12 protein-coding genes, 1 tRNA gene, 1 rRNA gene and 1 riboswitch are annotated in these 15,280 nt (G+C 49.8%); of the genes, 5 read left to right on the top strand and 9 right to left on the bottom strand.

The features are described 5' to 3' along the window. Positions 1 to 178: 178 nt before the first annotated feature. The 3 genes from PCI15_RS06275 to aceK all read right to left on the bottom strand — a co-directional run bounded on the left by PCI15_RS06275 (position 179) and on the right by aceK (position 4,171). Positions 179 to 255, bottom strand: a tRNA-Ile gene (locus tag PCI15_RS06275). 85 nt (positions 256 to 340) lie between these two features. Then, positions 341 to 1,882 (bottom strand): 16S ribosomal RNA (locus PCI15_RS06270). A gap of 570 nt (positions 1,883 to 2,452) precedes the next feature. Further along, positions 2,453 to 4,171: a bifunctional isocitrate dehydrogenase kinase/phosphatase gene (gene aceK, locus PCI15_RS06265; RefSeq protein ID WP_271273488.1), complete on the bottom strand. Its 1,719-nt coding sequence runs from the start codon at positions 4,169 to 4,171 to the stop codon at positions 2,453 to 2,455. A 149-nt stretch (positions 4,172 to 4,320) separates the two neighbouring features. Here aceK and pfkA point away from each other — a divergent pair, with 149 nt between their 5' ends. Further along, the gene (gene pfkA, locus PCI15_RS06260) at positions 4,321 to 5,325 is read left to right on the top strand and encodes a 6-phosphofructokinase (RefSeq protein ID WP_271273487.1); all 1,005 of its coding nucleotides are present in this window, start codon (positions 4,321 to 4,323) and stop codon (positions 5,323 to 5,325) included. Between the two features lie 12 nt (positions 5,326 to 5,337). Here pfkA and PCI15_RS06255 read toward each other — a convergent pair whose 3' ends face one another. After that, positions 5,338 to 6,084 carry a lipoate--protein ligase family protein gene (locus PCI15_RS06255; RefSeq protein WP_271273486.1) on the bottom strand — a complete coding sequence of 249 codons (747 nt, stop codon included), beginning with the start codon at positions 6,082 to 6,084 and terminating at the stop codon, positions 5,338 to 5,340. A 123-nt stretch (positions 6,085 to 6,207) separates the two neighbouring features. On the opposite strand from PCI15_RS06255, the gene zapE reads away from it, so the two are divergent. After that, positions 6,208 to 7,395 (top strand): cell division protein ZapE, encoded by a 1,188-nt coding sequence (gene zapE, locus PCI15_RS06250; protein WP_271273485.1) that lies wholly within the window; start codon positions 6,208 to 6,210, stop codon positions 7,393 to 7,395. A gap of 8 nt (positions 7,396 to 7,403) precedes the next feature. Here the strand turns inward: zapE and PCI15_RS06245 are convergent, their stop codons facing one another. Together PCI15_RS06245 and PCI15_RS06240 are read right to left on the bottom strand one after the other, a co-directional pair. Continuing rightward, entirely contained in the window at positions 7,404 to 7,646 is a 243-nt protein-coding gene (locus PCI15_RS06245) for a hypothetical protein (protein WP_271273484.1), read from the bottom strand. A gap of 174 nt (positions 7,647 to 7,820) precedes the next feature. Next, entirely contained in the window at positions 7,821 to 8,462 is a 642-nt protein-coding gene (locus PCI15_RS06240; protein WP_271273483.1) for an MBL fold metallo-hydrolase, read from the bottom strand. Positions 8,463 to 8,618: 156 nt separating this feature from the next. Between PCI15_RS06240 and PCI15_RS06235 the strand changes: the two genes are divergently transcribed. Then, the gene (locus tag PCI15_RS06235) at positions 8,619 to 8,882 is read left to right on the top strand and encodes a DUF5062 family protein (RefSeq protein WP_271273482.1); all 264 of its coding nucleotides are present in this window, start codon (positions 8,619 to 8,621) and stop codon (positions 8,880 to 8,882) included. An 83-nt stretch (positions 8,883 to 8,965) separates the two neighbouring features. Here the strand turns inward: PCI15_RS06235 and thiC are convergent, their stop codons facing one another. Both thiC and PCI15_RS06225 read right to left on the bottom strand, forming a co-directional pair. Next, on the bottom strand, positions 8,966 to 10,846 hold the full coding sequence (gene thiC / locus PCI15_RS06230) for a phosphomethylpyrimidine synthase ThiC (RefSeq protein WP_271273481.1): 1,881 nt from the start codon (positions 10,844 to 10,846) through the stop codon (positions 8,966 to 8,968). Positions 10,847 to 11,173: 327 nt separating this feature from the next. Continuing rightward, a riboswitch (TPP riboswitch) is annotated at positions 11,174 to 11,280 on the bottom strand. 597 nt (positions 11,281 to 11,877) lie between these two features. Further along, positions 11,878 to 12,342 carry an Lrp/AsnC family transcriptional regulator gene (locus PCI15_RS06225; RefSeq protein ID WP_271273480.1) on the bottom strand — a complete coding sequence of 155 codons (465 nt, stop codon included), beginning with the start codon at positions 12,340 to 12,342 and terminating at the stop codon, positions 11,878 to 11,880. Between the two features lie 168 nt (positions 12,343 to 12,510). On the opposite strand from PCI15_RS06225, the gene PCI15_RS06220 reads away from it, so the two are divergent. Together PCI15_RS06220 and rarD are read left to right on the top strand one after the other, a co-directional pair. Continuing rightward, positions 12,511 to 13,527 (top strand): hypothetical protein, encoded by a 1,017-nt coding sequence (locus tag PCI15_RS06220; RefSeq protein ID WP_271273479.1) that lies wholly within the window; start codon positions 12,511 to 12,513, stop codon positions 13,525 to 13,527. Then, the gene (gene rarD, locus PCI15_RS06215) at positions 13,517 to 14,413 is read left to right on the top strand and encodes an EamA family transporter RarD (protein WP_271273478.1); all 897 of its coding nucleotides are present in this window, start codon (positions 13,517 to 13,519) and stop codon (positions 14,411 to 14,413) included. Before PCI15_RS06220 ends, rarD begins: the two co-directional genes overlap by 11 nt. A gap of 102 nt (positions 14,414 to 14,515) precedes the next feature. Here rarD and PCI15_RS06210 read toward each other — a convergent pair whose 3' ends face one another. After that, positions 14,516 to 15,274, bottom strand: a complete 759-nt coding sequence (locus PCI15_RS06210; protein ID WP_271273477.1) for a phosphoadenylyl-sulfate reductase — start codon at positions 15,272 to 15,274, stop codon at positions 14,516 to 14,518. Between the last annotated feature and the right edge of the window lie 6 nt (positions 15,275 to 15,280).

Here is a 15,280-nt window from a genome sequence, read left to right as displayed (position 1 = left end):
AGCGTTTAAAGCAAAAAGCTTTAAAAGATAGTCACTTAAGCGTGAGTATTTTTTAAAACTTTCCTAAACTTGAGCGAAATTTCGATCGTCACTGCCGAACTTTTCATTAATCGAGGCAAGTTTTGAGGACGTGTAGCCTGCTACACGACGAGAAACTTAACGAAGAGAAATGGAAAGTTGGTAGGCCTGAGTGGACTTGAACCACCGACCTCACCCTTATCAGGGGTGCGCTCTAACCAGCTGAGCTACAAGCCTATATCTTGGTATAAATACCAATTCGCTCTCTTTACATTCTGATCAGATAATTCGTGTGAACGCTTGCTAAGAATCCGCTATCGTTTAAGGAGGTGATCCAGCCCCAGGTTCCCCTAGGGCTACCTTGTTACGACTTCACCCCAGTCATGAACCACACCGTGGTAACCGCCCTCCCGAAGGTTAAGCTAGCTACTTCTGGTGCAATCCACTCCCATGGTGTGACGGGCGGTGTGTACAAGGCCCGGGAACGTATTCACCGTGACATTCTGATTCACGATTACTAGCGATTCCGACTTCATGGAGTCGAGTTGCAGACTCCAATCCGGACTACGACCGGTTTTGTGAGATTAGCTCCCCCTCGCAGGATTGCAGCCCTCTGTACCGGCCATTGTAGCACGTGTGTAGCCCTACTCGTAAGGGCCATGATGACTTGACGTCGTCCCCACCTTCCTCCGGTTTGTCACCGGCAGTCTCCTTAGAGTTCCCACCCGAAGTGCTGGCAAATAAGGACAAGGGTTGCGCTCGTTACGGGACTTAACCCAACATTTCACAACACGAGCTGACGACAGCCATGCAGCACCTGTCACTGCGTTCCCGAAGGCACATCAGAATCTCTTCCGACTTCGCAGGATTTCAAGAGTAGGTAAGGTTCTTCGCGTTGCGTCGAATTAAACCACATGCTCCACCGCTTGTGCGGGCCCCCGTCAATTCATTTGAGTTTTAACCTTGCGGCCGTACTCCCCAGGCGGTCTACTTAGTGCGTTAGCTGCGCCACTAAGACATCAAGTGTCCCAACGGCTAGTAGACATCGTTTACGGCGTGGACTACCAGGGTATCTAATCCTGTTTGCTCCCCACGCTTTCGCACCTCAGCGTCAGTATCAGACCAGGTGGTCGCCTTCGCCACTGGTGTTCCTTCCTATATCTACGCATTTCACCGCTACACAGGAAATTCCACCACCCTCTTCTGTACTCTAGTTATCCAGTATCAGGTGCAGTTCCCAGGTTGAGCCCGGGGCTTTCACATCTGACTTAAATAACCGCCTACGCGCGCTTTACGCCCAGTAATTCCGATTAACGCTCGGACCCTCCGTATTACCGCGGCTGCTGGCACGGAGTTAGCCGGTCCTTCTTCTGCAGTTAACGTCACAGTATGCACGTATTAAGTACACACCTTTCCTCACTGCTGAAAGTGCTTTACAACCCTAAGGCCTTCTTCACACACGCGGCATGGCTGCATCAGGCTTGCGCCCATTGTGCAATATTCCCCACTGCTGCCTCCCGTAGGAGTCTGGGCCGTGTCTCAGTCCCAGTGTGGCTGATCATCCTCTCAGACCAGCTACGGATCGTCGCCTTGGTAGGCCATTACCCCACCAACTAGCTAATCCGACGCAGACTCATCTGATAGCGCAAGGCCCGAAGGTCCCCTGCTTTCCCCCGTAGGGCGTATGCGGTATTAATCCAAATTTCTCTGGGCTATCCCCCACTACCAGGCAGATTTCTACGCGTTACTCACCCGTCCGCCGCTCGTCAGCAAAGTAGCAAGCTACTCTCTGTTACCGCTCGACTTGCATGTGTTAAGCCTGCCGCCAGCGTTCAATCTGAGCCATGATCAAACTCTTCAGTTTAATTTTTTCGACACCGGAATTTGGTGTCTTAAATCTAGCTCAAAGTTACACTAACTTTCATAAAAACATCTTAAATGAATTCACGTGTTTGTCCGAAGACAAAAGTTGCTTACTTTGATAAAGCTTTTGTGCTTCATCTCAACAAGCGCCCACACGAATTATCTGATCAAATTGTTAAAGAGCGTTGCTTAAAACCACTTTCGCAACCGGTGTAACCGTCGTTGCTGTCGTCTCAAGCGAGGTGCATATTCTACTCAACACCCGGTGGAAGTCAACGGTTATTTTCAGAAGATTTTGATTAATTCCGAAGAACTTATCAAAACCGGAAAACACCTTTTTCGTTCCGGTCGAATCAGCTAATTCACACTGCAAAACAATTTGTTTTTCAGTGGTTTATTCTGACTCTCATTAAGCTTGCTTAGCTGCGTTGCCGCTGCCCTGCGTCTCAATGTGGGGGCGTATTATAGGGACGCAGCCAAAAGTGTCAACAGGCTTTTTCAGTTTCTTAATATTTATGTCATTTGCCTGTCATCAGGATATGAAGCAACTTGAAAAACGTGCCGATTTTTTTTACCGGCTGAAACGTTGCTGACGTCTGTACGGATAGACGTCAACGATTTCCCCCTTCTCAACCTGCCGCTGGACCCCCCGCCACCACTCAGGTGTTAATAAGTCACTGTGAAGACGGTTAAATACTGTACGGATTTTACGGTCACAGGTGGTTAACAGATTAAACTCTTCCGGGAATACATCTCCGGGCCCTACGGAGTACCAGGGTTCATCTGCCAACTCCTGTTCCGGGTACATGGGCTCAGGTATATGTCTGAAGTTACAGTCGGTCAGATACATGATCTCATCGTAATCATAAAAGACGATTCTTCCGTGCCGCGTCACCCCAAAGTTCTTAAACAGCATGTCACCGGCAAATATATTGGCTGCCGCCAGTTCTTTTATGCACTTCCCGTATTCATTCACCCCGTGAAGCAGCTGTTCTTCATTGTCATTTTTCAGCGCTTCCTGAAGATATATATTCAGTGGCGTCATCCTGCGCTCTACCCACACGTGCTTTATGAGCAACCTATCTGCCAGCATTTCCACAGAGCCCGCTGCCACCTGAAGCAGTTCAGCAATAAGATCCGGATGAAAACGCTCTGCCGGCAACTGCAGATTGGTAAATTCCTGAGTATCTGCCAGCCTTCCGGCCCGGTCATGGTGTTTAACCAGCGCGTAACGGTCTTTTACCGTTGCACGGGATACATATTTAGAGGATGAGAATCGGTCTTTAATAATCTTGAAGACTACCGGATAGGACGGCAGAGTGAATACTGTCATGACCATGCCCTTTATACCTTCGGCAGGCACAAACAGATCTGACGACAGCTTAAGGTGATCCATAAAATCCCGGTAAAATTCTGCTTTACCCTGCTTATAAAAGCCAATGGAGTTATAAAGTTCAGCCCGGGACTTCAGCGGTATCAGCTCATGTAAAAAGCAGATGAACTGTACCGGGGCATCAGCGTCCACCAAAAAATAAGCGCGGGTAAAACTGAATATCACTGATACCTGGTCCGGATCACTGACCGCTGTATCCACATATAACTGTCCCTTGTCATTCAGTAACAGCGCTATGACAAAGGGAAACTGCCGGCTTCTGCCGTTTACCCGGCCAACAAGATATGCGGCTTTATTTCTGTAAAACACACTGCGGATGACATCCACGCTGCTGTGTGCATCAATCTGACGCTCTTCACTGCCCCCGTCTAACCACTGCTGACGCATATAACGCATCAGATAACAGATATCCCGACGCTGATTTTCCCAGCAAATAGTGAAGCCACATTCATTCAGCACATTCCGTAACATCCCATATGCCCCGGTGCTAAGGGAATGGGATTTATAGATGTTATTACCTCCAGACTGTTCGGGCCTTATGCGGGGAATAAACAGCTGCGCCTGAGCACTCGGGTGGTCCCCTTCAATACGGCTGTAAACAGAGTTAAAAAATGTTTCTGCCAGCTCAGTGTCTGCCCTTATGGTGACCAGCTCAGCATATTCCCGCTTAACATCCGGCCACTGCCACCGGGCACCTTCGGCTACAGCAATTGCAGCGACAACCTGATTCACTTTAACACCGTACAGATCTATCCGGCGTGATGAGATCTCCTGCAACCTTTTCCACTGACTTTTCTCAAAGCAGCCTTTTGCTTCGCGGGCAATATGCTGAAACATTTCCCGGTATTCATTGAATCCACTCAGGATCAGGATCGCTATCTCTGCTGTATTATTCATGTGTTCCGTCCCGCAGCTGTTCACCCATTCAATAAGTATTAGCACAACCCGTAACACACTTCACAAAAGCGTCAGACCCGCCCGGTAAAGTGCTTGTTTAATTCAGTTAAGTCACTCATATTTAAAGCATCGCCAAGAAGGATTCATTTATGTATCAATTACCACAACTTGAACATACCCGTACGCTCAATGCGATTGCCGTGCTGACCAGTGGCGGCGACTCGCCCGGTATGAACCCGGCAATCCGGGGAATCGTTCGGGCGGCTATCAATCAGGGCATTAAAGTCTTTGGTGTTAACCGGGGTTATAGCGGCCTGATTATCGGCGATATGGTTGAGCTGGCTGCCAGCGATGTCACCAACATCATTCAGCGGGGAGGTACATTACTGAAGAGCGACCGCTGTGATGCATTTCGCGACCCCGTTGTACGGAACCAGGCAGCCGAAATTCTCAGGAAGAATGGCATAGATGGGCTCGTTGTTATCGGCGGTGACGGCTCTCTCTCAGGTGCGCACCTGCTGACCCAGGAAAGCGGCATTCCGGTTGTCGGCCTGCCCGGCACAATTGATAACGACATCTACGGCACAGATGACACCATAGGTTTCGATACCGCAGTAAATACCGCACTTGAGGGTATCGACAAGATCCGTGACACCGCCGTTTCACATGAACGGTTATTTCTTGTCGAAGTCATGGGACGTAATTCAGGCCATATCGCTACTCAGGTAGGCATTGCCTGTGGTGCTGAAATGATTGTTGTTCCTGAAACTGAGTTCAAACTTGAAGCACTGTGCTTTTCTCTGGCCAACAACCGCCATGAAGGCAAAGGCAGCAGCGGTATCATTGTCGTCGCAGAAGGGCCACGTCCGGGGCTAACCTATCGCCTGGCACAACAACTGGAAGAACAGGGCGAGTCACCGGGAGTCTGTATCCTCGGCCATATTCAGCGGGGCGGCACGCCCACCGGCCGGGACCGCGTGCTGGCATCCTGTCTGGCAACTTCAGCCATCGAATATCTGAAGGCAGGTTACAGCGACATTATGGTCGGTATTTCTGAGAGCCGGATCTGTACAGTTCCGTTAAGAGATGTAATGGAAAGAACCAAACCGGTCAACGAGCAACTTCTGGATATGGCAATGCTGCTGCATAAATAGCCGGCCTCCCGGCTATAGAACGTCCAAATGACCACAGGCTTCGTTCAACGTCCTGATTAAGTCATCCACCAGCGGATACAGCAATGTATCCGCATTTTTACCGCTCAGGCTGTCGCAGTCACTGTTAAGACGCGCAAGGACTGCCCCAAGTGACGACGCATCAGCCACGACTTCAGCCAGCAACGGCCATTCGCACGGAGACAGATGTAAACCGCTGACCAATGCCACGCCATTCCGTTTACGGATCTGCGCCAACCCCAGCAGCTTACGACCATCAGCAGAAACAAGTTCACCATGGGAAAGCCCCGCATAACAGGCCCACTCAACCCCCTGCGCCCTGGCGGTTATTTTAGATTCCGCAATCATAGGCTCATCAACAGACTGACAGGGTATACCCTGATCCTGCAAAATCTTTAACCAGGCTGCTTCAAACCACTTAAAAATATCAATTATGCCCAAATCAGCAGCCGGATGCGCAGTGGGTAAAAACAGGGTAACACTCAACATCCAGGGGCCGGCAAGCACAGCGCCACCACCCGAACCACGTTGTTGCACCGGAATATTTCTGGCCGCTGCACGCTGTAACATCTCATTATCCGGTCGCTGCGAACGCCCCATGATCACAGCAGGCTCAGCGTAGCGCCAGATCAGCAGTTTTGGCTCTGCAACAGGCGCGGACAGAACCGCATCAATCTTCGCCTGCTCTTCCGGCATTCCACCGCTGTAGATATGGCTGGCCATCTCTGACGTAGCACTCATATGAAGCCTCTTCCCGATAAACAACTGCGCGCAATTGTCCCGGTAACATCTGGCTAATACAAGTCCGGTCCATATACTGATATTCTCGCAGCACATTCATCAGGATCAGCATCACGGACTTAAATGCCTGCTCACAACACTTCATTTACCGGGTTTTACCAAACACGTAACGCCGAACTGGGCTATCAGAACGATCCTGCACAACAGCTCGCAACCGGGCACCTGCAGTTACTGGCAGAAGCACTGCTCCGGCCAAACCGTTACAGGCTTTTTGGCCAAAAATCCCAAACACCGAAAGGCTTATATATGTGGGGTGCGGTGGGCCGGGGTAAAACCTATCTACTGGACCTGTTCAGTGAATACCTGCCACCGGGTTATGTGACCCGCCTGCACTTTCATCACTTTATGGCCAGAGTGCACCGGGAACTCCGAACATTCAGCGGACACAGGAATCCGTTACAACAGGTTGCCAGACAATTCTCCCGGGAATGCAGAGTAATCTGTTTTGACGAGTTTTTTGTCAGTGACATCGGCGATGCCATGATTCTTGCCCGCTTACTGGAGAGCTTTTTTTCAGCAGGTGTGGTTTTTGTCGCAACGTCCAACACCCCGCCCCAGGCGCTATATAAAGAGGGCTTACAGCGGCAGCGTTTTGAGCCCGCCATTTTACTGCTACAGCAACACCTTAATGTCTTACATATGGACGGGGAGACTGATCACCGGTTACGCCAGCTGACACTCCGGAATAACTACTTTATCCGCCCGGCAGATTCGGCTTTAGGGGATCTGTTTGATGCCTTCAGCCCTCCCGGCGATCCGCCGAAAAACCAGCCTGCTTGTATAATGAACCGGACTATTCCGGTAATAAAAAGAAACCGCAGCTGTATCTGGTTCGAATTTAATCAGCTGTGTGACGGTCCCCGTTCACAGCTGGATTACATAGAGCTGGCCTCACAGTTCGATCATGTATTTATCAGCAACGTCCCCACACTTGGCGGGCAAACTCAGGAATGGATAAAAACCCGGGGAGTTGAAGACGGTAATATCGGTGCGGGATACGAAACAACGACGACCGGTGCACGGAAAATGCAATATGCCAGGATGGATGACCCCGCCAGGCGTTTTATCAGCCTTGTGGATGAGTTATATGATCAGCGGGTGAATTTGTTTCTGAGCGCGGAACAACCACTGGAACAGCTATATTCTCAGGGCAGTCTTGAGTTTGAATTCAACCGGACCCGAAGCAGGCTGACTGAAATGCAGTCGGAGGAATATCAAAATCAAGCGCCCGTAAGAAAATTCAGGGGTTAAAAATAAAGCTAGGGATAACTCTGAAGATCTGCATCGATAATCATTTTACCCAGCTCAATGCATTGTTTTATGGCCTCATGTTCAGAGGATGTAACTATCTGGTTTTCAGGATCAGCAGTAGAAAACATGGTTGGCGATACTAGTGCAGATACATTGGCGCCGGTAATCCTTGGCAGTAAGTTCCAGCGGTTACGACCTAACGACTGAACGGCCGGGGTGATCTGATAATCACCATATCTAACCTGCTGCATTCATGCCTCCCTAAGTTGCTTGAATATAGCCTTAACAGTATAGCTGAAGGCGCCATTCTGCCTGCCGTTGAACAGGATTTATATTCATGCACAAAGAGGGTATTTCAGGCCAGAAACGCTGCTCAGTTCCGGCCCGGAAAGGACAGCAAATTTATTCGTTAAAGCAGTCTGGCATTATCCGCGGTGATCACTGACAAACGGATTATTCAAACGCTCGTGTCCAAAAGTAGACAAGGGCCCGTGGCCGGGAATAAAGGTCACATCATCCCCCAGAGTAAAGAGCTTTTCACGGATTGAATGGATAAGGCTCGGATGATCCCCTTTCGGAAAATCTGTCCGGCCGATTGAACCGTTAAACAAAACATCGCCCACCAGCGCCAGCTGTGTTTCCCGGTGGAAGAAAATAACGTGACCGGGAGTATGGCCCGGGCAATGCAGCACTTCCAGACACTGATTACCAAAACTGACTGTATCAGCGTCATTCAACCAGCGGTCCGGGGTAAATGTTTCTACGCTCGGAAAACCAAACATCTGACTCTGCTGATCCAGTGCGTCTATCCAGAACTTATCCTCAAGATGCGGGCCTTCTATCGGTACACCGTACACCTGCGCTATTTCTGCAGTGCCTCCGGCATGATCAATATGTGCATGGGTAAGCAGAATTTTATCCAGTGTCAGGCCTTCCGCATCCAGCTTATCCACAATACGGGAAACATCGCCGCCGGGATCGACTACCGCCGCACGGCGTGTATCCGCGCACCAGAGCAACGTGCAGTTCTGCTGAAAGGCGGTAACAGGAATGATGCAATATTTCATAAAAAACTCTCGTACTGTGGCTGGCTGAATGTCACAACTGGCGATAAACCGCGCAAGTATACCGTATATTATCCTCATGCCCGCGGCTTAATTTATCTTGCCTGTGGCCGGCGCTTGGTTATAGTGACGGTACCGTCAGCATAAGGAGTCAGTATTTTGGCAAAACTGAAGCATGAAGCAGCCCTGGTTAAAGAAGCCATCCGTATCGGCAGTGTATATATGGAAAAGCGCGGTGCCGGGAAAATAGAAGCCACCGACAGTGCCAGCGATAAAATCACAGCAATCTACCGGCTACTTGTACTGGATAAACTGATTCAGCCACTGGCCAAAGGGGAAGATAACGAGCCCAACATGAAACATAAACTGGCGCTGTGGATTGAACGTCAGTTACCGGACGGGCACCCGCTGAAAGAAAGTTAAACACAGAATAAAAAAACCGCCGGAATGCCGGCGGTTTTCTGACTATGATCCGCCTGTCTGAAACAAACGGAACCCCCTGCCCGTTACACTTTGTGGTAGATCTCAGCGCCGGTTTCTTTAAACTCAGCTGACTTTTCTATCATCCCCTGTTCAGCCTGGGCATTAATCGCAGCCACCTGACTCTCATCCAGATCACGCACTTCCTGAGAAATCTTCATAGAGCAGAACTTCGGTCCGCACATTGAACAGAAGTGGGCCACTTTCGCAGACTCTTTAGGCAGCGTCTCATCGTGGTAAGCACGGGCAGTATCCGGGTCCAGACCGATGTTGAACTGATCTTCCCAGCGGAACTCGAAACGGGCTTTAGACATAGCGTTATCACGAATCTGTGCACCCGGATGACCTTTCGCAAGATCTGCGGCATGGGCGGCAATTTTATACGTGATAATACCGGTCTTAACGTCATCTTTATTTGGCAGACCCAGGTGCTCTTTTGGTGTCACGTAGCACAGCATCGCACAACCGTACCAGCCAATCATGGCAGCACCGATACCGGAAGTGATGTGGTCATAACCCGGCGCAATATCAGTTGTCAGAGGCCCCAGAGTATAGAACGGCGCTTCGTGACACTCAGTCAGCTGCTTATCCATATTTTCCTTGATCATGTGCATTGGCACGTGACCCGGACCTTCGATCATTACCTGTACATCGTGCTTCCAGGCAATCTTGGTCAGCTCACCCAGGGTTTCCAGTTCAGCAAACTGTGCTTCATCATTGGCATCGTATACAGAGCCCGGACGTAAACCGTCACCCAGTGAGAACGACACATCATATGCTTTACAGATTTCGCAGATTTCTTCGAAATGTGTATACAGGAAGTTTTCTTCGTGATGCGCCAGACACCACTTAGCCATGATCGAACCACCGCGGGAAACAATACCGGTCATTCGCTTAGCCGTCATCGGAACATAACGCAGCAGCACACCGGCATGAATTGTAAAGTAATCCACACCCTGCTCTGCCTGCTCGATCAGCGTATCGCGGAACACTTCCCAGTTCAGGTCTTCTGCAACACCCTTAACTTTTTCCAGTGCCTGGTAAATAGGTACAGTACCGATTGGCACCGGCGAGTTACGCAAAATCCATTCACGGGTTTCGTGGATATTCTTACCGGTAGACAGATCCATGATGGTATCTGAACCCCAGCGGATCCCCCAGGTCATCTTCTCAACTTCTTCTTCAATCGAAGACGTCAGCGCAGAGTTACCGATGTTACCGTTGATTTTAACCAGGAAGTTACGGCCAATAATCATTGGCTCAATTTCCGGATGGTTAATGTTTGCCGGAATAATTGCGCGGCCTTCGGCAACTTCTTTACGGACGAATTCCGGGGTAATTTCTTCCGGCAACTGAGCCCCGAAGCTATGACCCGGATGCTGCTGATCAACCATGGAACCTTCAGCTTTGGCTTTCGCCAGCTTCATGTTTTCACGGATAGCAATGTATTCCATTTCCGGCGTAATGATGCCCTTACGTGCATAGTGCAACTGGGTAACATTCATACCCTCTTTTGCACGCAGTGGCTTGCGGGTCAGCTCAAAACGCAGATGATCAAGACGCAGATCCTGCTCGCGAACACGGCCATACTCGGAGGTCATACCGGCCAGTTGTTCTGTATCTTCACGTTCGGCAATCCAGCCAGCACGAACCGGCTTCAGACCTTTACGGACATCAATTTCAGCTTCCGGATCGGTGTACAGGCCGGACGTATCATAAACATATAAGGGCTCATTGATTTCGCCACCCATATCGGTTGGCGTCTGATCCAGCGAAATCTCCCGCATCGGAACGCGAATATCACTGCGGGAACCTTCCACATACACTTTGCGGGATTTCGGAAACGGTTGCACGGAAGCTTCATCAACCTGAGCGCTGCGACTCAAAGCAATATTGGTATCAGTCATAGTATTACCTTTAGTTATTCTCGTTATTCTCTGCGGGACTACCGGTCTGGCCTTCATAGAAAAAGCCATAACGAATCAAAGTTATCCATCAACCCATAAAGGCAATACACTCATATTGGCAGCGTACAGGCCGTTACAGACGAGGGCTCATTTCCAGGCCATATAACACTGAAAACGGTAAACACCGCGCAGAAACTAAACTGAAAACCGGGCTGGCTTTACTGCTGAGCAAGTGAATCGACACCTGAAGCCCAGCATAAGAGTGGTTCAGAGAACAGTTAGCTACCCCGAGCTAAACCGCAAGAACCCTGTAGAAAGGAAATATAATGACGGTTTATCTCGATTTCCTACGCCGGTATTAGCCGGATCAGGTTCGCGGGTCACTGTTTATCGAACAGCTCTCAGCCCCATTCAGGGCACCCCGACCAAGATATTGCGACCTAGTGTAGGATGACATGTTTACGCTGTCCACCCGACAGGCCTGCCTGAATGGCACTAACTCTCGTCAGAAAGTCTAGTGCTCAGGAAACAAAGCTAGCCACTACATCTAAAGTCTAATAAGCCTCAGGCGAAAAATAGGACTTTTTCTTATATTTATAAAAAATATAACGTGGATAATGTGCTTCAGGATCATCAAACTTCAGGGACAGAATAAAGGAAGGCCACGCTCGCGGACCGGGTCATGGATGGTAGCAGGATGCAAATTAACCGCACGGAAAACGGATGCCAACGCGAAGAGGGTGCTTAGGGGGAACTGAGTACTCTCTTTTTTTTTCTGCCCCCACCTCTCAGTTTTATCTCTGTACTAAATCCTGAAAATAAGAATTATTCCTATATTAATCAGAATCTGATTCCGCATAATGAATGCCATGGAGCAAGACGCTTCATGGATCGAAGAAAGGATGGCTGGAACGCGGAAAGGGAATCATGGAAGAAGGCAGGACGCCGACACCTCCGCAAGGAACAAGGAAAGCCAGGCTGAAGAGAGTACTCAAGGGGAACTGAGTACTCTCTTTTTTTTGACCGCAAACCTACACTTCAACCCGGGTTGTAAACTTATCCCGCCGCATTGAAATCAGTGTACGGAACTTACGCAAATACGGATCGTTCGAAAGATCACGGCGCACAAACACCTCATACGCCTCCATATCAGGCACCATGACCACCAGCAGAAAATCGACCTCCCCTGTCACCTGATAACACTGAGTAACCTCATTAGCCTGCTGCATCTTACGCATAAATGCATCCGCCAGATCTGCCTGATCACGGATCATTTCAACTTCGACAATGATATTCAGCATCTTGCCGAATATTCTGGCATCAAGAATGGCCACATCCGCCTCGATGACACCAGACTCCCGCAAACGCTTTACCCGCTTCAGACACGCCGGGGGCGACAAACTCACTTCTTCCGCCAGCTGCAAATTACTGATGCGGTTATTACACTGCAAAATATTGAGTATCTGCCGGTCGGTACGATCCAACTGAAGTTTCATAAAATTCTCTGTATATGTTTTTTTATTATCCGAATATATCAATTTGAGAAATTTAATTAACCTACTAACCACAAATACAAAATATGAAAAGCCCCCACTGAATTACACTATATGCCTTCCCGGCACCGATCAGCCGACAATCACAACCATGCAGTAACAGGCTCAACCATGCATAAAATATGGCACTCCTTTTGGAAACATACCCTGCCAGACCTGACGAAAGAAATTTTTGATGTCTTCTTTCTGCTGTTTAAGCTCACGCTTCCGGTCATCATTATTGTCAAAATACTTGAAGAAATGGGTGCCATTCCTTATATCAGCGCCCTGCTGGAGCCACTGATGCTGCTGGTCGGCTTACCGGAAAACATGGGCATTGTCTGGACAACCACCATGATCACCAATGTTTACGGCGGTATGATCATTTTCTTTCAGATGGCGGATGATCAGGTTTTGACCGTCGCTCAGGTGACAGTGCTCGGCAGCATGATGTTGATTGCACACAGCTTGCCCATTGAGGTACGGATTGTTCAGCAGGCCGGCGTACGTCTGGCCATTGCACTGGGATTACGCATCATCTGTGCGCTGATACTGGGTATCATCCTCCATCATATATACAGCTGGGGAAACTGGTTACAGCAACCGGTCGAATTACTCTGGCAACCACCGGCGCAAACCGATAACAGCCTGCTAACCTGGACCGTTTCCCAGATAAAAAGCTTTGCAATGATTTTGGTGATTATTGCTGTACTGCTGAGCCTGCTGCGATTATTGCGCTGGCTGCATATAGAACGCCTGATGATCTGGCTGCTGAAACCGGTACTGAAAATTCTCGGTATCAGCCCCAAGGCAACCTCTCTGACCATCATAGGTATTACACTGGGCTTATCCTTTGGGGGCGGCCTGCTGATCAGAGAAGCGCGCAGCGGCAACATTGAACCACAGGACTGTTTCGCCGCGCTGTGTCTGCTTGGATTGTGTCACAGTATTATTGAAGATACCCTGCTCATCATGACGCTGGGCGCAGACCATTCCGGTATTCTCTGGGCCCGGCTGGCATTCAGCCTGATTTTTATCGCCATCATGACGCGCTTACTCAAGGCCTGCAGCGATACATTCAAACAACGCTACTTAATGCACAACGTGGTTGTCCCGACCACGACACAGGGAGATTCCGGTGCACGCTGAACAGGAACAGAAAAAAGGCATTTATTTTGCCCTCGCCGCCTATGGTATGTGGGGCATCTTTCCAATTTACTTTCATGCCATCGCCAGCGTATCTGCGATGGAGATCCTTGCACACCGTATCGCCTGGTCACTGGCCTTTCTGGCAGCAATACTGCTTATCAGCAAACGGAGTAAAGACATCCTCGAGTTGCTGAAAAAGCCCAAACTGCTGCTCAGTCTGACACTGACAGCAGTCATCGTTTCTGCCAACTGGCTGATATTCATCTGGGCTGTTGCACAGGAACAAATACTGGAAGCCGCACTGGGATACTACATTAACCCGCTGGTCAGTGTTTTTCTTGGCATGATTTTTCTCGGTGAACGCCTGCGCAGAGGTCAGTGGCTGGCGATTCTGCTGGCACTGGCTGCCGTTAGCTATCAGCTGATTCTGTTAGGCAAACTTCCCTGGATAGCGCTGAGCCTGGCATTCAGTTTTGGCTTCTACGGGCTGCTCAGAAAAACCATTCCGGTAGACTCTATTCTTGGCCTGTTTACCGAAACCCTGCTGCTCTTCCCTTTTGCCATCGGATATATGATCTGGCTGGCCAGCTATAACGAACTGGTATTACTCAACGCCAGTGCAGGGTTAAGTCTCTTATTGCTGGCAGCAGGTATCGTGACCAGTCTGCCACTGCTTTGCTTTACTTCTGCTACTCAGCGACTCAGCCTGCTATACATTGGTCTGATGCAGTACATCGCACCGAGTATTTCATTTCTGATTGCCATATTTTACTTCGGCGAAACGCTGGACTCTGACCGCCTGATCACGTTCGTCATGATCTGGCTGGCCCTCGTGATCTTCACCGCCGAAGGATTAATCCGGCGCAGACGCGCTCAGACAACATAGCGCGTAGCCTTGACCATTGGTCATTATAAAAAGCCAGCTGAAGTATGAAAATGCTGACCCGGCCCTGTCGCTGAAACGCACAGGGCGGGTAGCTGAACCGGGTCAGTCCGGCAGAAAGTCTGCAACACCTGTCGATGTTTCCGCTGCTGGCTGATCAGGTGTCCCCGGGTGCAAACCGCATTCACGGGTCTCCGGGTTTTCCCACCACCAGCGGCCGGCACGGATGTCTTCCCCCTGACTCACAGCACGGGTACAGGGTGCGCAACCGATACTTGGGAAGTTCTGATCATGTAACTGGTTATAAGGCACGTCAAAAGCACGGATATATGCCCATACTTCGGCATCAGTCCAGTCGGCCAGCGGATTATACTTATCCATGCCGTTACCGGCGTCATATTCTTTAAAACCCACTTCTTCACGGGTAACTGACTGTTCGCGGCGTAATCCGGTAATCCATGCGGAATTACCTGCCAGCGCCCGCTTTAACGGTTCCAGTTTACGCACAGCACAGCAGGACTTTCGCAATGACTGGCTGCGATAAAATGCATTCACACCATGGCTGGCAACATAGGTTTCGACCTGTTCCGCCACCGGATAGTAAACCTTTACCGGTAATTCCGGATAACGCTGCTGCACCGCTTCGAGCAGCGTCAGGGTTTCTTCCGGCAAACGCCCGGTATCCAGCACAAAGCTGGTAATCCCGGTTTTGGCACGCTGCAGCAGGTCGGTTATGACCACATCTTCTGCCCCCAGACTGTTGGCAAATACCACGCCGGAAGCGTGTTCAGCTGCAGCCCGCTGTAAAACACTCAGGCTGTGCTCTACTTTAGCCGCCAACTGCGGGGAAATTAAATCACTCACGTTTTC

The organism is Aliamphritea hakodatensis (assembly GCF_024347195.1).
Classification (GTDB): domain Bacteria; phylum Pseudomonadota; class Gammaproteobacteria; order Pseudomonadales; family Balneatricaceae; genus Amphritea; species Amphritea hakodatensis.
The sequence above is the reverse complement of the archived record's forward strand: the minus strand, read 5'-3'. Positions and strand labels throughout refer to the sequence as shown.